19 protein-coding genes are annotated in these 19,912 nt (G+C 65.4%); 12 read left to right on the forward strand and 7 right to left on the reverse strand.

Annotated features, from left to right (window positions below):
- The first annotated feature begins 17 nt into the window (after window positions 1–17).
- The 4 genes from QRN45_RS13350 to QRN45_RS13365 all read left to right on the forward strand — a co-directional run bounded on the left by QRN45_RS13350 (window position 18) and on the right by QRN45_RS13365 (window position 3,759).
- Window positions 18–1,349, forward strand: a complete 1,332-nt coding sequence (locus QRN45_RS13350) for a M50 family metallopeptidase (protein WP_078105710.1) — start codon at window positions 18–20, stop codon at window positions 1,347–1,349.
- 33 nt (window positions 1,350–1,382) lie between these two features.
- Window positions 1,383–1,676, forward strand: a complete 294-nt coding sequence (locus QRN45_RS13355) for a YciI family protein (protein ID WP_078105709.1) — start codon at window positions 1,383–1,385, stop codon at window positions 1,674–1,676.
- A gap of 66 nt (window positions 1,677–1,742) precedes the next feature.
- Window positions 1,743–2,909: a flavodoxin-dependent (E)-4-hydroxy-3-methylbut-2-enyl-diphosphate synthase gene (gene ispG / locus QRN45_RS13360; protein ID WP_078105708.1), complete on the forward strand. Its 1,167-nt coding sequence runs from the start codon at window positions 1,743–1,745 to the stop codon at window positions 2,907–2,909.
- Entirely contained in the window at window positions 2,872–3,759 is an 888-nt protein-coding gene (locus QRN45_RS13365) for a GNAT family N-acetyltransferase (RefSeq protein ID WP_241708897.1), read from the forward strand. The genes ispG and QRN45_RS13365 overlap by 38 nt, the downstream gene beginning before the upstream one ends.
- Before the next feature lie 71 nt (window positions 3,760–3,830).
- Here QRN45_RS13365 and QRN45_RS13370 read toward each other — a convergent pair whose 3' ends face one another.
- The 3 genes from QRN45_RS13370 to QRN45_RS13380 are packed head-to-tail and all read right to left on the reverse strand — an operon-like array spanning window position 3,831 to window position 5,961.
- Window positions 3,831–4,457 carry a TetR/AcrR family transcriptional regulator gene (locus tag QRN45_RS13370; RefSeq protein ID WP_241708761.1) on the reverse strand — a complete coding sequence of 209 codons (627 nt, stop codon included), beginning with the start codon at window positions 4,455–4,457 and terminating at the stop codon, window positions 3,831–3,833.
- Window positions 4,454–5,197 carry an ABC transporter permease gene (locus QRN45_RS13375; protein ID WP_241708898.1) on the reverse strand — a complete coding sequence of 248 codons (744 nt, stop codon included), beginning with the start codon at window positions 5,195–5,197 and terminating at the stop codon, window positions 4,454–4,456. Before QRN45_RS13375 ends, QRN45_RS13370 begins: the two co-directional genes overlap by 4 nt.
- An 8-nt stretch (window positions 5,198–5,205) precedes the next feature.
- On the reverse strand, window positions 5,206–5,961 hold the full coding sequence (locus QRN45_RS13380) for an ABC transporter ATP-binding protein (RefSeq protein ID WP_284763679.1): 756 nt from the start codon (window positions 5,959–5,961) through the stop codon (window positions 5,206–5,208).
- A 499-nt stretch (window positions 5,962–6,460) separates the two neighbouring features.
- Here QRN45_RS13380 and QRN45_RS13385 point away from each other — a divergent pair, with 499 nt between their 5' ends.
- Both QRN45_RS13385 and QRN45_RS13390 read left to right on the forward strand, forming a co-directional pair.
- Window positions 6,461–8,272 (forward strand): proline--tRNA ligase, encoded by a 1,812-nt coding sequence (locus QRN45_RS13385; RefSeq protein WP_241708764.1) that lies wholly within the window; start codon window positions 6,461–6,463, stop codon window positions 8,270–8,272.
- Window positions 8,269–9,066: a sulfite exporter TauE/SafE family protein gene (locus tag QRN45_RS13390; protein ID WP_241708769.1), complete on the forward strand. Its 798-nt coding sequence runs from the start codon at window positions 8,269–8,271 to the stop codon at window positions 9,064–9,066. Before QRN45_RS13385 ends, QRN45_RS13390 begins: the two co-directional genes overlap by 4 nt.
- 51 nt (window positions 9,067–9,117) lie before the next feature.
- On the opposite strand, the gene QRN45_RS13395 is transcribed toward QRN45_RS13390, so the two are convergent.
- Genes QRN45_RS13395 through QRN45_RS13405 form a run of 3 tightly spaced genes read right to left on the reverse strand, consistent with a single transcriptional unit; the run spans window position 9,118 to window position 11,984 of the window.
- The gene (locus QRN45_RS13395) at window positions 9,118–10,164 is read right to left on the reverse strand and encodes an aminoglycoside phosphotransferase family protein (RefSeq protein WP_241708770.1); all 1,047 of its coding nucleotides are present in this window, start codon (window positions 10,162–10,164) and stop codon (window positions 9,118–9,120) included.
- Between the two features lie 35 nt (window positions 10,165–10,199).
- A complete protein-coding gene (locus QRN45_RS13400) occupies window positions 10,200–10,928 on the reverse strand; it encodes a VIT1/CCC1 transporter family protein (protein WP_241708772.1) in 729 nt (242 codons plus the stop codon).
- Window positions 10,929–10,979: 51 nt separating this feature from the next.
- Window positions 10,980–11,984, reverse strand: coding sequence for a DUF4439 domain-containing protein (locus QRN45_RS13405; RefSeq protein WP_241708774.1), 1,005 nt, complete (start codon window positions 11,982–11,984; stop codon window positions 10,980–10,982).
- Between the two features lie 168 nt (window positions 11,985–12,152).
- Here QRN45_RS13405 and rimP point away from each other — a divergent pair, with 168 nt between their 5' ends.
- The 6 genes from rimP (at window position 12,153) to QRN45_RS13435 (ending at window position 18,704) form a co-directional block, all read left to right on the forward strand.
- Window positions 12,153–12,776, forward strand: coding sequence for a ribosome maturation factor RimP (gene rimP / locus QRN45_RS13410; protein ID WP_078105701.1), 624 nt, complete (start codon window positions 12,153–12,155; stop codon window positions 12,774–12,776).
- Window positions 12,776–13,756: a transcription termination factor NusA gene (gene nusA / locus QRN45_RS13415; protein WP_078105700.1), complete on the forward strand. Its 981-nt coding sequence runs from the start codon at window positions 12,776–12,778 to the stop codon at window positions 13,754–13,756. Before rimP ends, nusA begins: the two co-directional genes overlap by 1 nt.
- 224 nt (window positions 13,757–13,980) lie before the next feature.
- Window positions 13,981–14,286, forward strand: a complete 306-nt coding sequence (locus QRN45_RS13420; protein WP_284763680.1) for a YlxR family protein — start codon at window positions 13,981–13,983, stop codon at window positions 14,284–14,286.
- Window positions 14,287–14,474: 188 nt separating this feature from the next.
- Window positions 14,475–17,312, forward strand: coding sequence for a translation initiation factor IF-2 (gene infB / locus QRN45_RS13425; protein WP_078105699.1), 2,838 nt, complete (start codon window positions 14,475–14,477; stop codon window positions 17,310–17,312).
- A 279-nt stretch (window positions 17,313–17,591) separates the two neighbouring features.
- Window positions 17,592–18,101: a 30S ribosome-binding factor RbfA gene (gene rbfA, locus QRN45_RS13430; protein WP_284763681.1), complete on the forward strand. Its 510-nt coding sequence runs from the start codon at window positions 17,592–17,594 to the stop codon at window positions 18,099–18,101.
- Window positions 18,102–18,218: 117 nt separating this feature from the next.
- Window positions 18,219–18,704 carry a nucleoside deaminase gene (locus QRN45_RS13435; RefSeq protein WP_241708776.1) on the forward strand — a complete coding sequence of 162 codons (486 nt, stop codon included), beginning with the start codon at window positions 18,219–18,221 and terminating at the stop codon, window positions 18,702–18,704.
- Window positions 18,705–18,707: 3 nt separating this feature from the next.
- Here QRN45_RS13435 and QRN45_RS13440 read toward each other — a convergent pair whose 3' ends face one another.
- Complete coding sequence (locus QRN45_RS13440) at window positions 18,708–19,862, reverse strand: pyridoxal phosphate-dependent aminotransferase (protein WP_284763682.1); 1,155 nt, start codon at window positions 19,860–19,862, stop codon at window positions 18,708–18,710.
- Window positions 19,863–19,912 lie beyond the last annotated feature (50 nt).

A 19,912-nucleotide genomic window follows, 5' to 3' on the forward strand; every position in this document is an offset into this window, starting at 1 on the left:
GAAGCAGTACTTAAGGCATGAATCCCGTCATTCTGTTCATTCTCGGAGTCGTCTTCGTCGCGATCGGCGTGGCTGTCTCCATTGCGCTGCACGAGGTGGGGCACCTGGTCCCCGCCAAGTTGTTCAAAGTGCGCGTCACGAAATACATGATTGGTTTCGGCCCTACCCTGTGGTCCAAGCGGAAAGGCGAGACCGAATACGGCGTCAAGGCCATCCCGTTGGGCGGCTACGTCGCCATGATCGGCATGTACCCGCCCAACAAGGAAGACGGCAGCGTCAGGCCGTCCAGCACCGGCATGTTCCAGACGCTCGCCACCGAGGCCCGGTCCGCGGCGCACGAGGAAGTTGGCCCCGGGGACGAGAACAGGGTCTTCTACAGGCTGCCGGTCTGGAAAAAGGTCATCATCATGCTGGGTGGCCCGGCCATGAACCTGCTCATCGGCCTGGTCCTGACCGCGGTGCTGCTCATGGGCTTCGGAGTGTCCTCGGCCACCACCACCATTGCCGAAGTGTCCAAGTGCCAGGTCAAGGCCGGTGAGACCGTCGATCCGAACTCCCCGAACTGCCAGCTGACCCCGGCTGCGGTGGCCAAGCTCCAGCCCAACGACGTCGTCACCAGCTTCGATGGCAAGCCCGTGACGAGTTGGGCTGAAATGAGCGGCTGGATCCGGGCATCCGCCGGCAAGTCTGTCCAGATCACCGTGGATCGTGGCGGCAAGAGCGTCACCACGCAGGTAACCCCGGTGCTTTCCGCGCGCCCCGTCGTTGGGGACAACGGCCAGCAGGCCAAGGGCGCGGACGGCAAGCCGTTGTACGAGCAAGTCGGGTTCCTTGGCATCGGTGCGCAGACCGCCATGGTGCCCCAACCGGCGTCGACCGTTCTTCCGATGGCAGGCGAGAACATCAAACAGATTGCCGGAGTCATCCTCAACCTGCCCGCGAGGGTGGTCGGCGTGGCGCAAGCGGCTTTCGGTTCCGAGCCGCGAGATCCCAATGGCCCGATCAGCGTGGTGGGTGTCGGCCGGGTGGCCGGTGAAGTGGCTGCCATGGACCAGGTTCCGCTGCAATCGCGCATCGGGGCCCTCGTGGGACTCCTCGCAGGACTGAACTTCGCCCTCGCCATCTTCAACCTGGTTCCGCTCCTGCCGCTCGACGGCGGACATGTTGCGGGCGCGCTCTACGAGGGAGCCCGCCGTCGGATCGCCAAGCTGTTCGGCAAACCGGATCCGGGAGCTTTCGACATCGCCAAGCTCCTGCCGCTCACCTACGTCGTGGCGAGTGTGCTCATGGCCATGAGCGCACTGCTGATCTATGCGGACATCGTCAAGCCCGTCAACCTCTTTGGCTGATGCTGAATTGTGCCGGGGGGATAGGCTATCCATATGACTGTTTTCGCTGTTGAGTACGTGTACGACGCCGAGTCCGCCGAGGTGCGCGACGCGAACCGCCCCGCCCACCGTGCCTGGCTCGCCAGCCTCGCCGAGCAGGGAACCCTGCTGGCGAGCGGCCCTTACACCGACGGCGCTGGTGCGCTGCTGCTGCTCGAGGCCGCCGACGAGTCCGAGCTGAACGCCACGCTGAAGGAGGATCCGTTCGCCGCCGTCCGCGGGATCGCAGGCATCCGGACATCGGAGTGGAACCCCGTGATCGGGATGCTCTCCGCCCACGCTTCCTAGCAGCTTGACCGGCCGGAGTCCGGACTCCGGCCCCACGTTCCACCCATTTCAACCCAAGGAGTCCACGTGACCTCGGTCAGCCTGGGAATGCCGTCAGCCCCGCCCCCCGTTCTCGCTCCCCGCCGCAAGACCCGCCAGATCAAGGTGGGGTCGGTCGGCGTCGGCTCCGATTCACCCATCAGCGTGCAATCGATGACCACCACACCCACGACGGACATCAACGCCACGCTGCAGCAAATCGCGGAGCTGACGGCGTCCGGCTGCGACATCGTGCGTGTCGCCTGCCCGTCCGCGGACGACGCCGAGGCATTGCCGATCATCGCCCGCAAGTCCCAGATTCCGGTGATCGCGGATATCCACTTCCAGCCGAAGTACGTCTTCGCTGCGATCGAAGCCGGTTGCGCCGCGGTGCGCGTCAATCCGGGCAATATCCGCAAGTTCGACGATCAGGTGAAGGAGATCGCCAAGGCCGCCAAGGACCACGGCACGTCGATCCGGATCGGCGTCAACGCAGGATCCCTGGAGCCCGGCATCCTGAAGAAGTACGGCAAGGCCACCCCGGAAGCCCTCGTGGAATCGGCCGTGTGGGAAGCGTCGTTGTTCGAGGAACACGGCTTCCACGATTTCAAGATCTCCGTCAAGCACAACGACCCCGTCATCATGGTGGCGGCCTACGAGATGCTTGCCGAAAAGGGCGACTGGCCCCTGCACCTTGGCGTGACCGAGGCCGGACCGGCTTTCCAGGGCACCATCAAGTCCGCCACGGCGTTTGGTGCGCTGCTGTCCCGGGGCATCGGCGACACCATCCGCGTGTCCCTCTCCGCGCCGCCTGTTGAGGAAATCAAGGTCGGCAACCAGATCCTGCAGTCACTCAACCTGCGCCCCCGCAAGCTCGAAATCGTCTCCTGCCCGTCATGCGGACGCGCCCAGGTGGACGTCTACACGCTGGCCGAGCAGGTCACGGCCGGGCTCGAAGGAATGGAGATTCCGCTGCGGGTCGCCGTCATGGGTTGCGTGGTGAACGGACCGGGTGAGGCCCGTGAAGCCGATCTTGGTGTGGCGTCCGGAAACGGCAAGGGACAGATCTTCGTGAAGGGCGAAGTCATTAAGACTGTCCCCGAGAGCCAGATTGTTGAGACACTGATCGAAGAGGCCATGCGTATCGCCGAAGAGATGGGGGAGGCCGATGGCGAAGATGCTGTCAAGGGTAGCCCCGTGGTTAGCGTCTCGTAGCGAGACAGCCGCCGATGGGATTTCCGTCCGGGTGCTCGGCGCTGCCGACACCCCGGCCCTTCGCGTGCTCGCGATGGAAGACCCCGTAGCGAATGTCTTCATTCTGGCGCACCTCGATTCGTCGGGAAGCGCCGCACCCACGGCGGGTGGCGCGAGCGTCTTCGGAGTGTTCGACGGCGACGCCCTGGTGGGTGCCTGCTGGGCCGGCGCCAACCTGGTTCCGGTGCAGTTGGACCCTGACCTGGCGTCACGCGTCGCGGCGGTTGCCCACCGGGCCGGCCGCCGCTATGCCTCGATTTTCGGGCCCGCGGAGACCGTGCTGGCACTCCATTCGCGCTTGGAGGAACTGGGGCATTTCGCCCACGAGGTGCGTGCCGACCAGCCGCTCCTGGCCATATCCGGGCCACCCGCCGTCGACGCCAATCCGCAGCTCGGCTTCGGCAACATTGCGGACTTCGACCGGATCCTGCCCGCCTGTGCCGCCATGTTCGAAGAAGAAGTGGGGTATTCACCTTTTCTTGGGAGCGAGGACTTCTACAGCCGCCGGGTGTCCGGACTGATCCGGCAAGGCCATTCCCTGGTGCACATCGACGCGGACGGCACAGTGAAGTTCAAAGCCGAACTCGGGGCCGTCACCGCCCAGGCCACCCAGGTGCAGGGCGTGTGGATGAACCCCGAGTTCCGCGGCCAAGGACTCAGCGCAGGGTACATGGCAGGAGTGGTGGTCCTGGCGCAGAAGTTCGCGCCGATCACGAGCCTCTACGTCAACGAATACAACACCAGGGCACGCGCCACGTACGAGCGCGTGGGATTCCAACGCCTCGGAACCTTCGCCACGGTCCTGTACTGACCGGCCCAACCCCGTACTGACCGGTCCAACTAACTCGCAGTAGATGTCGTTTTGAGGGTTCATAACGACAACTACTGCGAGTCAGTTGGGTGGGCGAGCTCGCCGGTGAGGTAGTGCTGGACGTTCGGGGCCACGAGCCGGACCACCTCGTCCTGGGAAGCGGAAGCCAACGGTTCCAGCCGGACCACGTAGCGCATCAGCATGAGCCCCACTACCTGCGTGGCAACGAGGTTGCCGCGCATTTTCGCCTCCTCGGGGGAGCCGGGAAGGCCCGCCGTGATCCTGGACAGGATGGTCCTCGCCACCATCTCCCGCAGCAAGGCGGTCTTGGCCTTGGAACCGATCGTTCCCCTGACGAAGGCGACAAGCCCGTGTTGCGCCGGGCTTTCCCACAGCCGCAACACGGCGCGGACGATTGCTTCGGCGCGTTGCCCAGGATCGAGTTCTTCGACGCCTGCAAGGACCTCGTCGGGATCCGCCGGGAGCTCGATGCTCTGGGCGAAAAGCTCGTCCTTGCCCTTGAAGAAATGGTGGACCATGGCCGGGTCCACTTCCGCTTCACGGGCCACTTGCCGCAGGCTCGTCCCGTCGAAACCGTGCTCGGCGAAGAGCCGGCGCGCTGTGGCCAGGATCAGTTCGCGGGAGTCGCTGCCGCCGCTCCGGCGTCCCCGCCGCAGGGGAGGCAAGGCGCCGCTCACGAGGTCCGCCGTCGGAGGGTGAACGATGCCAGGACCAGTACTCCGATGACGATCGCCGCCATGATCCCGGCATCCTGCCACATGGTTTGCGTCGCTTCGGTGTTGTCGGCGATCTGCTGGAGCGCATCGACCGAAAACGTCAGCGGAAGCACATTGGAGATGCCCTCCAGGAGGCTGTTCATGTGGTCCCTGGCCACGAAAAGCCCGCACAACAGGATCTGCGGAATGACCACGACGGGCATGAACTGCACCGCCTGGAATTCGGTCCGTGCAAAGGCTGAGCACAAGAGGCCGAGCGCGACGCCCAGCACGGCATTGATGACGGCGATCATCACGACGTAACCAGGACCGCCCTTGATGTCCAGGTTGAAGATCCAGTAGGCCACAGCCGTGGCGACAAGGGATTGGAGAGCGGCCATGATGGAGAACGCCAACGCATAGCCGAACAGGAGATCGGCTTTGTGGATGGGCGTCGTCAGGAGCCGTTCCAACGTCCCCGAGGTTCTTTCGCGCAACATCGTGATCGACGTGACCAGGAACATCACCACAAACGGGAAAATGGCCAGCATCATGAGTCCCACACGGTCAAAGGTCCGGGGGAATCCGGGAGGCAGGGTTTCGTTCTCGTAGAGATAGTAGACGCCCGTGAGAAGCAGGGCCGGAACCACCATGATGAGGGCGACGCTGCGGTGGTCGTGGCGCAGTTGGTCCAAAACCCGCTTGGTGGTGGCAAACATCATCCGTGGATTCATGACGCCACCTGGCGTTCGTTGGCACTCCGGCGATTCGGGACGCCGCTTGTTTCCCGGATGATGTGCAGGAAGGCCTGTTCCAAGTCGTTGCTGTGGCCCCGCTCGCTGAGTTCCGCCGGACTGAGCTGCGCGAGCAGCAAACCTTCGCGGAGCAGGAGCAGCGATGAACAGTGCGAGGCCTCTTCCATGACATGGCTCGACACCAACAGGGTGGTGCCGGCTTCGGCCATGGCGGCAAACCGTTCCCACAGCTCGGCACGCAGGACGGGATCCAAACCCACCGTCGGTTCGTCGAGGATCAGCAGCTTGGGACGCGAGACGAGCGCGCAGGCCAGCGAGACCCGGCTGAATTCGCCGCCGGACAGGTCCGCCGTCCTTTGCCGTGCCAGCGTTTCGAGCCCGACGGCGGCAATCGCCTCCGCGGTGTCGGCCGCCGAGACGCCGTGCATGGCTCCGAAATACCTGACGTTCGCTTCGACGCTGAGGTCCGTGTAGACGCTCGGTGCCTGGGTGACGTATCCGACGTCGTGCCGCAAGGACGGCGTACCGGCGGGTCGGCCCAATACTTCCACGCTGCCGGCGGTGAGCCGCTGGACCCCCACGATGCAGCGCATGAGGGTTGTCTTTCCGCTCCCGGAGGGTCCGAGCAGGCCCGTGATCCGCCCGGTCTCCATGGCGAAGTCCACGCCGCGCAGGATCTTTTTATGGCCGCGGGTGACGTGCAGGCCTTCCGCTTTGACGGCCGGAGGCATGCCCGGCGCATTACTTCCTGGTGCACTGTGGGACATCGTCGCCTCCGGGATAACTTATTCATCAGGTGATGAATAAAAGGTAGGCCCGCAACCGGTTGGCGTCAACAAAAAATTGATAAGTCCAAGCCCTTGAAAAAAGTGTCCGCAATCACATAAGTTCAGATCAGCCGTGTCGCTGGGGCGCGGATGGTTTCAGAGAGGAAACACAGACAAATGACTGTAAGCGTTGATCTTTTGAAGGCATCCGACAGGTCTCACTGAGCCTCCAAGACAGCGCGAGCGGCCGAGCGGCCGCTGAGCCACGCCATGGCAGGATGACCAGCCGCCCAGCGGCCAGGGGCTTCCTCGCACCATGGCGTGGCTCCTCTTCGTTCGGGGCCTCTCCTGCCTTGGGGGAGGAACCCAGGCGAGTGGCACCGGCAGGTTCACCGGCCGCAAGCCGGTAGATTGGTACACAGTAGTTTTTGCCAGCTCTTGCCATAGAAACGGATTCTGCCCCGTGGTCCTTCGCCTCTCCCAGCTGTTCCTGCGCACCCTGCGTGAAGATCCCGTCGACGCCGAAGTCGCAAGCCACAAACTCCTGGTCCGCGCGGGCTACATCCGCCGTGCCGCGCCCGGCATCTACACGTGGCTGCCTTTGGGACTGAGTGTGCTGCGCAAGGTCGAGCAGATCATCCGCGAGGAAATGGCCGCCATCGGCGCCCAGGAAGTCCACTTCCCGGCACTGCTGCCCCGGGAACCCTATGAGGCAACCAACCGCTGGACCGAATACGGCGAGGGGCTGTTCCGGCTCCAGGACCGCAAGGGTGCCGACTACCTTCTCGCGCCCACCCACGAGGAAATGTTCACCCTCCTGGTCAAGGACCTGTACTCCTCGTACAAGGACCTGCCGCTGAGCCTCTACCAGATCCAGAACAAGTACCGCGACGAAGCGCGTCCCCGCGCGGGGCTCCTCCGCGGCCGCGAATTCATCATGAAGGATTCGTACTCCTTCGACGTCGACGACGCCGGCCTGGACGCGAGCTACGCGGCCCACCGCGCCGCGTACCTGAAAATCTTCGAGCGCCTCGGCCTTGAGGTCATCCCCGTCGCCGCCACGGCAGGCGCCATGGGCGGATCCAAGAGCGAGGAGTTCCTGCACCCCACCGAGATCGGCGAGGACACCTTCGTGCGCTCGGCAGGCGGGTACGCGGCCAACGTCGAAGCCGTGACCACCGTGGTCCCGGCCGACATCGATTTCAGCAACGCGCCTCCAGCACGCGTCCTGGACACGCCTGACACGCCCACCATCGAAACCCTGGTGGCGGCCGCCAACCAGCTCGCTCCCCGCAGCGATTCCGACGGCGGCGCCTGGACTGGCGCCGACACCCTCAAGAATGTGGTCCTCGCCGCCACTCTGCCCACCGGTGAGCGCCAGATCGTGGTCATCGGCGTCCCCGGAGACCGCGCCGTGGACCTCAAGCGCGTCGAAGCCAACATCGGTTCATTCCTGCCCATTGCCGGAGAGATCGGCCTCGAAGCGGCCAACGAGGACGACCTCAAGAAGATCCCGGAACTCGTCAAGGGCTACATCGGCCCCGGCCTGGCCCTCGGCGAGGCCGTGCTCGGCCTCGAAGGCACGTCCAAGCTGCTCTTCCTGGTGGACCCCCGGGTTGTCCCGGGCACCAGCTGGGTCACCGGCGCGAACGAAGACGGCAAACACGTCTTCGGCCTCGTCGCCGGGCGCGACTTCGCCTGGGACGGCGTCATCGAATGCACCGAGGTTCGCGCGGGAGACGATGCCCCGGACGGCTCCGGTCCCTTGGAGACTGCGCGCGGCATCGAAATGGGCCACATCTTCCAGCTCGGCCGCAAGTACGCCGAAGCCCTCGACCTGAAGGTCCTTGACCAGAACGGCAAGCAGGTCGTGGTCACGATGGGCTCGTACGGCGTCGGCGTGACCCGTGCCGTGGCCGCCCTGGCCGAGGCCAACAACGACGACCGTGGCTTGATCTGGCCGCGCTCCGTGGCCCCCGCGGATGTCCACGTGGTCGCCGTCGGACGCGGCGAGGAAATCTTCGCGGCGGCGGAAAAGCTGTCCGCCGAACTCGAAGCCGCCGGCCTCGACGTGATCTACGACGACCGCCCCAAGGTTTCCCCCGGCGTGAAGTTCGGCGACGCCGAGCTCGTGGGCGTCCCCACCATCGTGGCGGTCGGCCGCGGCCTGGTGGACGGCGTTGTGGAGATCAAGGACCGTCGTACCGGAGAGGCCGAGAACGTGGCAGTCGAGAAGGCTGCCGACTACGTGGTCAACGCCGTACGCCAGAAGTGATCTCCGGCTTCGAGTCGGTCCAGCTCACCACGCTCCTCATGATCGTGGTGGCCGGATTCGCTGCCGGCTGGATAGACGCCGTGGTGGGCGGCGGGGGACTGATCCAGCTCCCCGCCTTGCTCCTGGTTCCGGGGATCACCCCGGTCCAGGCGCTGGCCACCAACAAAATGGGCTCCATCTTCGGGACGACAACGAGCGCGGTCACTTATTACCGCCGGGTCGGTCCTGACCTCAAGACGGCCATCCCGATGGCGGTGATTGCCCTCGCGGGCAGTTTCGGCGGTGCCGTCCTGGCAGCCAACCTTCCCGCGAGCGTATTCAAACCCATCATCGTGGTGGCGCTGATCGCCGTCGCGCTCTTCACCGCGCTGCGGCCCAACGCCGGCGAGTTGACGGCCCTGCGTCACGACGGCCACACGCACTATGTCGTGGCGTGCGCCATCGGCGCGGTGATCGGGTTCTACGACGGTCTGATAGGTCCCGGAACAGGCTCGTTCCTGGTGATCGCCCTCGTCTCCGCCATGGGCTATGCGTTCCTCGAGGCCAGCGCCAAGGCGAAGATCGTCAACATGGCCACCAACGCCGGAGCCCTCTTGTTCTTCCTGCCGCACGGATCGCTGCTGTGGGGCGTCGGCGCCGTGCTGGGCCTGTCGAACATGGCCGGTGGCTACCTGGGCGCCCGGACCGCCGTGAAACAAGGCAGCGGATTTGTGCGGATCGTGTTCCTGATCGTCGTCGGCGCGTTGATCATCAAACTCGGCATGGATGTCTGGAACGACTACGTCGCCACGTAGCGTTACGGACCCCGGGAGCGATCGCCGGCGCGAAGCCGCGGAAGTCTGACGCTAGCTCGAGGCGGCCTGTCCCGGTTCGGGAAGGTCGTGAGCTGCGGGCAGCCCGTCCAGCGGCCGTCCCGCAAGGGTGCTGGCCACCCACAAGGAGCGCGCCAGATCGCCTTCATGGCGTGGTTTGCCGGCATACGACAGCGCGTTTTCGACCTCGCGGACCAAACTCCATTCCCGGGCCGCTTCGCCGTCCAGGCCGGCCGCGCTGCTGAAATCCGCGCAGCGCTCCAGGAGGGCGACTTCCGGCGCCGTCCTGGAGAGATCGCGGATGCGGTTCCATAGGATCGGGGCGACGGCGAATTCCGCCTCACCGATCATCGGTTGCGGATCGATCGCCACGTAGGCGCGTTTGCCCGCTGACCCCGCCCCCTTGAACGCGCCACCGGGGGAGCCGTTGAGATGGGGGAGGATGTTCATGAAATGCAGGTCGCAATGCACCAGCACGTCCCGGCCCGAGCGCCGACCTACTGCGCCCCGCGTCTGGCATACCTCCAAAGCGGCTTCGAGGAGCCACCGGGGAAAGGGCTGACCCAGGTGCTCCCAATCGGCAGGCAACTCATCGCTCCAGCGTTCGGCCCGGGCCGCGATGTGCTCAAACTCTTTCCATTCGGACCGCTCGTCCGGTTCGATGCTGAGTTCCCGCACGAGCGTTCCCCAGACGTCGCGCGCTTCATCCATCCGGGCGCCCTGCAGCCAGCTGACGGCGTCGAGCCGCTCCAGGACCATCGCGCAGGAGGCGGCATCGGCGTCGAGCAGCCTGACGGCTCCGTTGCCTCCCCACAGGGCCAGGGCATGCCGTTCGACGAGGGCCTCCTCGTGCGGGAACGCTATTTTGAGCACCGAACGGGCACCGTCGTAGAGGACCGGAATGACGATGCCGCCATGGCCATTCCATGGTTCCGCGCCGGGTTCCAGGTCGACGGACAGCTGCCAGCGTTCCAGGCTCGCGTTGATCAGCCCGGGCAGCCCTGAGAGCCACGCGCGCCCCTCCGCTGTGCGGGAGTAGCGTGCCTGGAGGTCGCCAGGGATGGAAACGAAGGTAGTCATCACTGTCAGACTACCCAAGCCGGTCCCGGAGTGGTTCAGACCACTCCGGAGGAGCCCAGGAGGCTTCCGATCAGGAAGGTCGCGGCCAGCGCAAGGGCTCCGCCGATGACGACCCGCACGGCGGCACGGGTCTTCGAGCTGCCGCCGATCCATGCTCCAAGGGCACCCGTGATGGCCAACGCGAGCAGCACGGAAATGAAGGTCAGGGGTACACGCAGGCCCGGGGGCGGGAGCAGGATCGCGAGCAGGGGCAGTACCGCGCCGAGGGTGAAGGCAATGGCGGAGGCGAAGGCCGCATGCCACGGGCTCACGATGTCGTCCTCGTCGATGTTCAATTCGGCGGAAAGGTGGGCGGCCAAGGCATCGTGTTCCGTCAATTCGACGGCTACTTTCCGCGCGGTTTCAGGACGCAGGCCCTTGGCCTCGTAGATCGCAGTCAGTTCGGCCAGCTCTTCTTCGGGTTCCTCGGCGAGTTCCCGGCGCTCCTTCTCGATGAGTGCCTTTTGGCTGTCGCTTTGGCTGCTGACGGATACGTACTCGCCGAGTGCCATGGACACCGCACCGCCCACGAGCCCGGCTGCTCCAGCGGTGAGGATGGCGCCGGTACTCGTCGTGGCGCCGGCGACGCCCACCACGATGGCGGCAACGGAGACGATTCCGTCGTTGGCGCCAAGGACTCCGGCCCGAAGCCAGTTGAGCCGGTGGGCGAGGTCGTTGGCGTGTGGTTCGTTTTCATGCAGGGCTGCAGTTTCGATGGAAGCCATGGTACAAGCCAAACACTCCGGGACGGCTGCCGCCAGCAAAGAAAGGCTTTCCTATGGAGACGGAGTTCCTGACGGCAGCGGCGGCAGTGCCGCGTTGTCGACGGAAAGTCCCGCGAACGGGCCAACCGGAGTTCCCCAGGCCTGGCTGCGTTTCGCGGCGTCGACAAGCCCGTCGATGGCCCATTGGCGCGTCCCGCCGTCCGACAACGCCACGAGGTCGGCATAGGCCGTCAGTGAGCTGGACTCCATGCTGCCCAGCGCCAGGGCGGGTTTGGCGGCGAAAGTGGCGGGCAGCCGATAACCGGCTTCCCGCGGAGGTGTGGCGATGCAGTGCAGCCTGCCCTGGGCTTCCGCTCCACGGAGCAGTTCCTGATGACGGGCCAACCAGGTGGCTGCCGTCGCGGAAGCCTTCGCGTCCAGCCTGGTCAAGGCCACCTGGTACGCATAGATCGACTCCTGCTCGGAGCTGACGACGGCAGCCAGGGCGGCCGGCAGATCTGCCGCGGTGGGCGCTGTTCCGGGTGTCGGTGCAGTGGTCGACGTACCCGGCGATGCAGGGCAGCTTGGCGGCGGGGTCGGGGCGGAACCGGCCGCGGCCGGGGTCGACGGTGCCGGCAAGCCCCACGCCACGGCCAGCCGCGATGACTCAAGCAGCTGGGCGGTCCCGACGGCGGCAAGCAGCCGTGCCATGCCGCCGTCGGCGTCCGCCGCGTCCGCCAAGCGACGGGACGCGCTCGAGGTGAGTTCTGAGACAAAGGCCGCCCGGGTCGGGCGGTCCTGGGTGGCGCCGGGGCTGGTGGAAGCCGAGGGCATGGTCGATGGCGACGAACCGGGAAGCGGAAGCAGCGCGCGCGTCTGGATTGTCAGCAACATCACAGTGTCGGTGCTCTCCAGGGCCGAGGCGCTGCCCAAAAGCGCCTCGGTCGACGACAGCGCTGCGGAACGGGCAGTTTCGGAAAACGGCACCGCTTGCGGCTTTCCGGCGTCCCGCGGGACAACGACGGCGCCCACTCCGAGGACGAGGACTGCGAGGAAAGCCAGGAGGAGGCCTTTCATCCAGCGACGGCTCCGTGGTTTCTCAACAGTCTCGTGGTTCACAACAGACTATGGTGTCACGCCCACGGACCACTTGCGTCTCCCCGCAGAGAAGCACGGTGCACCACGCCGCCGTAAATGTCGTTAAGCTAGTAGTCACAACATCATCTATCGGGAGGCGGCTGGCCAGTGAGTCATTCGGAAGCCACGACTTCAACAGACCAGGCTGGAACGGATCCGACGAGTCCGGCACAACACGAGGTCCGCAACCCCGAGGAGAGCAGGCTGAAGGCGCTTCTGGAGCCTGCTGTCCTGGCAAGCCGGCTCTACCTTGAGGATGTTGCCATCCAGGTTGCCGGTTCGCACCGGGTAGTCCACGTGGTCATCGACCTGCCCCAGGAGGAAACCGGGGGCGTCAGCCTGGACGTCATCGCTGAAATCTCCAGGGCCCTTTCGGACATCCTTGACAACGATCCCCGCACCGACGGCCGCCCCTACGACCTTGAGGTCTCCTCGCCCGGCGTCGGACGGCCACTCACCGAGCCCCGCCACTGGCACCGGGCACGCGGACGCATGGTCAAAGTCAACGTGATCCAGGGCGAGAACCTGACAGGCCGGATCCAGTCCGTCGACGACGACGGCGTCACACTGGTTCCCGAGCAAGAGGTCAAGAAGGGCATGAAGCCCAAGCAGGGCGAACCCGTGAAAATTCCTTTCGACAGGATCCGCCAAGGAAAAGTCGAGATAGAGTTCAGCCACCTCAACGAGGCCGTGCTGGAAGACGAGTACAACGGACCTTCCGAGGAGGCCTAATGGATATTGACATGAGTGCGCTGAGACTCCTGGAGCGTGAGCGTGAAATCCCGCTGGACCTCCTGATTCCCACCATCGAGCAGGCGCTCCTTGTGGCTTACCACAAGACCCCGGGCGCTTTCGAAAAGGCCCGCGCCGAGCTGGACCGCAAGAGCGGGCACGTGACCATTTGGGCCACGGAAATCGACGACGACGGCGAAGCCATCGGCGAGTTCGAGGACACTCCTGCGGGCTTCGGCCGCATCGCGGCGAGCACCGCGCGGCAGATCATCCTGCAGCGCCTGCGCGACGTCGAGGACGACAACGTCCTCGGCGAATTCAAGGGCCGTGAAGGTGAGCTTGTCGCCGGCCTGATCCAGCAGGGCAACAACCCGCACATGATCCAGGTGAACCTCGGTTCCGTGGAAGCCTTGCTGCCGCCGCCCGAGCAGGTGCCGGGGGAGAAGTACACCCACGGGAACCGGCTGCGTGCGTTTGTGGTGGACGTCCACCGCGGCGCCAAGGGACCCTCCATCACACTGTCGCGTTCACATCCGGGCCTCGTCCGGAAACTTTTCGAGCTGGAGGTCCCGGAGATCGCGGACCGTTCCGTCGAGATCGTGGCGCTGGCGCGCGAAGCGGGCCACAGGACCAAAATGGCAGTCAAAGCCAACACCCCCGGTATCAACGCCAAGGGTGCGTGCATTGGTGAAATGGGCTCCCGCGTCCGCGCAGTCATGACTGAACTCAACGACGAAAAGATCGACATCGTCGACTTCAGCGAAGACCCGGCGACCTTCATCGCCAACTCCCTTTCGCCGTCGCGCGTGAATTCCGTCACTATCACCGACGAAGCCACGCGCTCCGCCCGGGTGGTTGTTCCCGACTACCAGCTGTCCCTCGCCATCGGCAAGGAAGGCCAGAACGCCCGCCTCGCAGCCAAGCTGACCGGCTGGCGGATCGACATCGTCTCTGACGCCACTCCGGCCAAGGGCAACTAAATACCCCAAACCGTACCCGGCCCCGGATCCACGCACCTTGTGGATTCGGTGGCCGGGCCCTCGGGGGCTTAGAATAGATGGAACCGGGCCTATGCCCGGTATCCGTGCGCTTTGGCGTGCTCGCGACTGGTGGGGACAACAATCCCAACAAGGCAAGGGCCCGCGCCGCGCAAAGCAGAACCGCAGAAGACAGGTAAAGACACTGAGGCAGGTTGATACACCCAGTGACTGAACTGCTTCACACCAGGCACCAGCCTGTGCGCACCTGCATCGGATGCCGGAAACAAGGCAAGCGGAGCGAGTTGATCCGGCTTGTCGCCGAAGGCGGCGGGTCACCCGTCGTCCTGGTGGATGAACGACGCCGGATGGCTGGCCGGGGTGCGTGGCTGCACCCCAGCACCACATGCCTGGCGTTGGCAAGCAAACGGCGTGCTTTCTCAAGGGCCCTCGCGGGCGCAAGCGAAGTCACCGCCGTCGAAAGCTACCTGGCGGCAGTCATACCCCCTGCGGACACCCCCGTGAAAGCATGAAAACCGTCCAAACCTGAAAGCGGGTCAGAAAACTGATGGAAACCCGATGAGTTCCCAGCGATGAGTGCGCAACGATGACAATTTTGTTGCGCTCTGCACAGGGCCTATCCGCCGCGTTCGTGGCAGGGGCCCGCAGTAAGAATTAGACGGTTCGTGCCTGGCTCGGTGCGGACCGAGACAGGAGAAATGTGGCCAAGGTCCGCGTACATGAGCTCGCCAAAGAGCTCGGTATTACTTCCAAAGATGCAGTGACGAAACTGCAGGAATTGGGCGAATTCGTTCGCTCCGCCTCGTCGACAATCGAGGCACCGGTCGTGAAGAAGCTTCGCGACGCCTACCCCGGCGCCAGCGCTGCAAAGGCGGCTGCCCCGGCAGCACCTCGCGTTGCAGCACCCGCTGCGCCTGCTGCACCCGCAGCGTCCCGCCCGGCTCCGGGCCCCGCTGCGCCCAAGGCTCCGGTTCCCGCCCCCAAGGCTGAAACCCCCGCCCCGGCAGCGCCCGCGGCTCCCGCAGCTACGGCAAGCCCTGTTTCCGCCAAGCCGGGTGCCCGTCCGGCCCCCAAGGCCGAAGCCCCTGCCCCGGCACGTCCGGGCAGCCAGGCTCCGCGGCCCGGTGGCCCCCGTCCGGGCAACAACCCGTTCGCGACCTCGCAGGGCATGCCCCGCGGCCGTGGCGACGGCGAGCGTCCTCCCCGTCCGGGCAACAACCCCTTCGCAACTTCGCAGGGCATGCCGCGTTCCGGTGGCCGCACTGACGGCGAACGTCCCGGCGGTCCGCGTCCCGCGGCCGGCGCAGGCGGTCCCCGCCCCGCAGCCGGTTCCGGTGGTCCGCGTCCGGGTGCTCCGCGCCCCGGCGCTCCCCGTCCGGGCGCTCCGCGTCCCGCGGGCGGCCCCGCAGGAAACCGTCCCAGCCCGGGCATGATGCCCAACCGCACCGAGCGTCCCGCGCCCGGTGGCGCAGGCCGCCCGGGTGGCGCTGGCCGTCCCGGTGGCGGCCCCGGCCGTCCGGGCGGCGCTCCTGGCGCAGGCACCGGTGGCGGAGCTCCCGCCGGCGGTGGCTTCGGCAAGGGCGGCCGCGGACGCGGCGGTACCCAAGGTGCCTTCGGCAAGGGTGGCGCAGGACGCGGCAAGCAGCGCAAGTCGAAGCGTGCAAAGCGTCAGGAACTGGAGCAGATGAGTGCTCCGTCGCTGGGTGGCGTATCCGTACCCCGCGGCGACGGCAGCACCGTGGTCCGCCTCCGTCGAGGCTCGTCCATCACGGACTTCGCCGACAAGATCGAGGCAAACCCCGCCGCACTGGTGACCGTGCTGTTCCACCTTGGTGAGATGGCAACGGCTACCCAGTCGCTGGACGAAGACACCTTCGGCCTGCTCGGCGCCGAACTTGGCTACAAGGTACAGGTCGTCTCTCCGGAAGACGAAGAGCGCGAGCTCCTCGACTCCTTCGACATCGATCTCGATGCCGAACTGGAAGCCGAAGGCGACGACGTCCTCGAACCGCGTCCCCCGGTTGTCACCGTCATGGGTCACGTTGACCACGGTAAGACCCGACTGCTCGACGCCATCCGGAAGACCAACGTGGTTGCCGGCGAACACGGCGGCATCACGCAGCACATCGGTGCCTACCAGATCAGCCACGTCCACGAAGGCACTCCGCGCGACATCACCTTCATTGACACCCCCGGTCACGAGGCGTTCACCGCCATGCGTGCACGTGGTGCCAAGGTCACCGACATCGCCATCCTGGTTGTCGCAGCCGACGACGGCGTCATGCCGCAGACGGTGGAAGCACTCAACCACGCACAAGCGGCCAACGTGCCGATCGTCGTCGCGGTCAACAAGATCGACAAGGATGGCGCGAACCCGGACAAGGTCAAGGGCCAGCTCACCGAGTACGGCCTGGTTCCCGAGGAATACGGTGGCGACACCATGTTCGTTGAGGTTTCTGCCCGCCAGAACATCAACATCGACGAACTGATCGACGCCGTCCTGCTGACCGCAGACGCCGCTTTGGACCTGCGCGCCAACCCGGACAAGGACGCTCGAGGCATTGCCATCGAAGCGAACCTGGACAAGGGCCGCGGTTCCGTGGCCACCGTCCTGGTCCAGTCCGGTACCCTGGCCGTCGGTGACACGATCGTGGCCGGTACGGCCCACGGCCGCGTCCGTGCCATGTTCGACGAAGACGGCAACGCCCTCGACGTCGCGCTTCCGTCCCGTCCGGTCCAGGTCCTGGGCCTGTCCAACGTACCGCGTGCAGGCGACACCTTCCTGGTGACCTCCGACGAGCGTACGGCCCGCCAGATCGCTGAAAAGCGCGAGGCAGCCGACCGCAACGCGGCACTGGCCAAGCGCCGCAAGCGCATCAGCCTCGAGGACTTCGACAAGGCTGTGGCCGAAGGCAAGATCGACACCCTCAACCTCATCCTCAAGGGTGACGTTTCCGGTGCGGTCGAAGCCCTCGAAGACGCCCTGCTCAAGATCGACGTCGGCGACGAAGACGTTCAACTGCGCGTCATCCACCGCGGTGTGGGTGCCATCACGCAGAACGACGTCAACCTCGCCACGGTGGACAACGCCATCATCATCGGCTTCAACGTCAAGCCCGCCGAGCGGGTGGCTGAACTGGCCGATCGTGAAGGCGTGGACATGCGCTTCTACTCCGTCATCTACTCGGCAATCGATGACATCGAGCTGGCCCTCAAGGGCATGCTCAAGCCGGAGTACGAGGAAGTCCAGCTCGGTACCGCCGAGGTCCGCGAAGTCTTCCGTTCTTCCAAGTTCGGAAACATCGCCGGTTCCATCGTGCGCTCGGGCATCATCCGCCGTAACACGAAGGCACGCGTCAGCCGCGATGGCAAGGTCATCGGCGACAACCTCACCGTTGAGACGCTCAAACGCTTCAAGGACGACGCCACCGAGGTCCGTACGGACTTCGAGTGTGGTATCGGTCTTGGCTCGTACAACGACATCAACGAAGGTGACATCATCGAGACCTTCGAGATGCGCGAAAAGCCGCGCGTCTAAAGTCGAAAAATAGAGGGCGGGGCCGTTGGATTCTTCCGGCGGCCCCGGCCCTTTCCGCCGATATGGGGGCCCCGCCCCTACGCTGGGTGGCTGACGTCTTGCGACGTCAGCCACCCAGCTCCGGCAGGCCCGATGCCACTCCCGGGCCCCCGTATCGGCTCCAACGGCCTCCGAGGAACTCGGCGGCCGGTCGTAGACTCGCACTAGGCGCGTCGCGCACTGAGAACTTAAGTACGCAAGTTGCTAACGCGCCGTCGTACGCAAAATTTAGGAGTTGAAATGGCTGATCCGGCACGCGCTGCCAAGTTGGCGCAGCGGATTAAGGTTGTTGTTGCTGAGGCACTGGGCCGGAGGATCAAGGATCCTCGGGTTGAGGGAATCACTATCACCGATGCCCGCGTCACCAATGATCTTCAGCACGCCACCGTGTACTACACCGTCTTCGGTGACGAAGTTGCCCAGGCCGATGCTGCCAGGGCCCTTGAGAAGGCCAAGGGTGTTTTGCGCCAGGAAGTGGGCCGCAACATCACCGTGCGGCTGACTCCCACCTTGGAATTCGTTGCCGACCTCATTCCGGTCAACGCCTCGAACCTTGAGGAGCTGCTGCGCACCGCCAAGCAGCGCGACGCCGAGGTGGCCGCGCTGGCCGCCGGCGCCAAGCACGCAGGCGATGCTGACCCGTACAAGAGCGATGCCCCGCAGGATGCGGACATCGACGAAGACGATTTTGACGAAGAAGACATCGGCCTCCGAGCCGATGAAGACATCGACGAAGACGGCGGCAAGTAGCCCAGCGCTTCCCGGGCAGGGCCGGATCCGCAACTCTCACGAGCTGCCGGATCCGGCCCTGCTTGTTTAACCGTGAAAAACCGGGCCAAAATGACGGGTCGTCGCTAAGATCGGAGCATGGCGGCGCACGATGCAGCTCAGAGTCCAGAAGGCTACCTTGAGCACGCCGTGCGGCTCGCGGTGCAAAACGTGGCCGACGGCGGCGGCCCTTTCGGTGCCGTCGTGGTCACCCCGGACGGACGGATCCATGACGGCGTCAACCGGGTCACCCGCGACAACGACCCCACAGCGCACGCCGAAGTGGTGGCCATCCGGCGGGCCGCGTCCGAACTGGGAAGCTTCGACCTCAGCGGCTCGGTGCTCTACTCAAGCTGCGAACCGTGCCCTTTGTGCCTCTCGGCCGCACTCTGGGGCAGGGTCAGCCGCGTCTACTTTGCCGCGGACCGGCACGGGGCCGCGGCCGCAGGCTTCGACGATGCGGTGTTCTACGAATACTTCGACGGCAACAGGCCTGAACTGCTGCCCGTCCAACATCAGGAGGTCCCTGCCTCCGACGCTCCTTTCGACGCCTGGCGCGGGCACAAGAACCGGACCAAATACTGAGGTTCAGGACCGTGCCGGAAGCCGACCGACGCCGTCGAGCAGCTGCTGGTGGTCTCCGCACAAAGCGATCCTGATCCACCCCTCGCCGATGGAACCGAACGCGGTGCCCGGCGCCACGGCCACTCCGGCCTCCGCCAGGAATTGGCGCACCCACGCACGCACGTTTCCGCCGCTCACATGGGAGACGTCCGCCCAGAGATAGAAAGCGCCCTGGGCGCCCAAGTAGGGAATGCCCTTGTCCGCTAGCAGCGCCGAGGCGGCGTCGCGGTTGGAACGGTAATGCTCCCGGGCGGTGTCCACATAGTCCTGCGGGCCGGTCAGCGCCGCGACGGCGGCGTACTGGGAGGGCGAAGCCACGCAGGAAACGATCGCTTCCATGACGTTGTTCATCTTCCGTTCCAGGCCCGGCGGGCAAATGAGCGCACCGATCCGCAGCCCGGTCAGCCCGTACGTTTTGGACAAGGTCAAGGAGGTGAAGACGCGGGCCTCGCCGGGAACAGCGCTGTCGAAGCGGGCAGCACTCGTGTGTTGAACATCGAAGGTGAAGGCTTCGTAGCATTCGTCCGAAATGATCCACAGATTGTGCTTGACGGCCAATTCCACGAGCTGGCGCGTCGTTTCCTCGCAGATCACCGCGCCCAGGGGGTTGGACGGCGAATTCAGGACCAAAACCTTGGTGCGCGGCGTGATGAGTGCCTCGATGTCCTCGATGCGGGGCTGGAACTCGTGCTCGGGGTAGAGCGGATACTGCACCGCGACGGCGTGCAGCAAATGGCTCGTCATGGCAAAGGTGGGATAGCCCGGATTGGGAATCAGGATCTCGTCGCCGGGGGAGAGGAGCAGGCTCATGGCGAAGTGCAGTCCCTGCTGGGCTCCGTCCACGACGTACACGCGCTCCGCCCCAACGTCCACCTTGTTGTGGGCACGGAAGCGGGCGGCAAACGCCTCACGCAAGGCCGGGATCCCGGCATTGGGGGTGTAATTGGTCTCGTCCCTGTCCAGGCACGCGATCCCCGCGTCCAGGATGTGCCGGGGCAGCGCGAAGCCGGGCTCGCCGATGCTGAGGACAATCGCCCCGGGAGTGCTCCACGCGGCCTCGGTGATTTCGCGGATCTGGTTCACGGGCACTTCGCGGACGTGTGCGGCAAGCTCAGGCATGGGAGCCATCTTAGCCGCGGTCCCGGGCCGTTCACGGAAGCTGCGCGCCG

Origin of the sequence: Arthrobacter sp. efr-133-R2A-63 (assembly GCF_030209795.1) — a bacterium.
Taxonomy (GTDB): Bacteria; Actinomycetota; Actinomycetes; order Actinomycetales; family Micrococcaceae; genus Arthrobacter; species Arthrobacter bambusae_A.

What these genes read in the sequence shown, in the direction of transcription:
- rbfA (WP_284763681.1), top strand. Translation starts at nt 17,592, where the DNA reads ATGGCTGATCCGGCACGCGCTGCCAAGTTGGCGCAGCGGATTAAGGTT.
- QRN45_RS13440 (WP_284763682.1), bottom strand. Translation starts at nt 19,862, where the DNA reads ATGCCTGAGCTTGCCGCACACGTCCGCGAAGTGCCCGTGAACCAGATC.
- QRN45_RS13400 (WP_241708772.1), bottom strand. Translation starts at nt 10,928, where the DNA reads ATGGCTTCCATCGAAACTGCAGCCCTGCATGAAAACGAACCACACGCC.
- nusA (WP_078105700.1), top strand. Translation starts at nt 12,776, where the DNA reads ATGGATATTGACATGAGTGCGCTGAGACTCCTGGAGCGTGAGCGTGAA.
- QRN45_RS13380 (WP_284763679.1), bottom strand. Translation starts at nt 5,961, where the DNA reads ATGCCTCCGGCCGTCAAAGCGGAAGGCCTGCACGTCACCCGCGGCCAT.
- QRN45_RS13365 (WP_241708897.1), top strand. Translation starts at nt 2,872, where the DNA reads ATGCTGTCAAGGGTAGCCCCGTGGTTAGCGTCTCGTAGCGAGACAGCC.
- QRN45_RS13355 (WP_078105709.1), top strand. Translation starts at nt 1,383, where the DNA reads ATGACTGTTTTCGCTGTTGAGTACGTGTACGACGCCGAGTCCGCCGAG.
- QRN45_RS13395 (WP_241708770.1), bottom strand. Translation starts at nt 10,164, where the DNA reads ATGACTACCTTCGTTTCCATCCCTGGCGACCTCCAGGCACGCTACTCC.
- QRN45_RS13350 (WP_078105710.1), top strand. Translation starts at nt 18, where the DNA reads ATGAATCCCGTCATTCTGTTCATTCTCGGAGTCGTCTTCGTCGCGATC.
- QRN45_RS13375 (WP_241708898.1), bottom strand. Translation starts at nt 5,197, where the DNA reads ATGATGTTTGCCACCACCAAGCGGGTTTTGGACCAACTGCGCCACGAC.
- QRN45_RS13405 (WP_241708774.1), bottom strand. Translation starts at nt 11,984, where the DNA reads ATGAAAGGCCTCCTCCTGGCTTTCCTCGCAGTCCTCGTCCTCGGAGTG.
- QRN45_RS13435 (WP_241708776.1), top strand. Translation starts at nt 18,219, where the DNA reads ATGGCGGCGCACGATGCAGCTCAGAGTCCAGAAGGCTACCTTGAGCAC.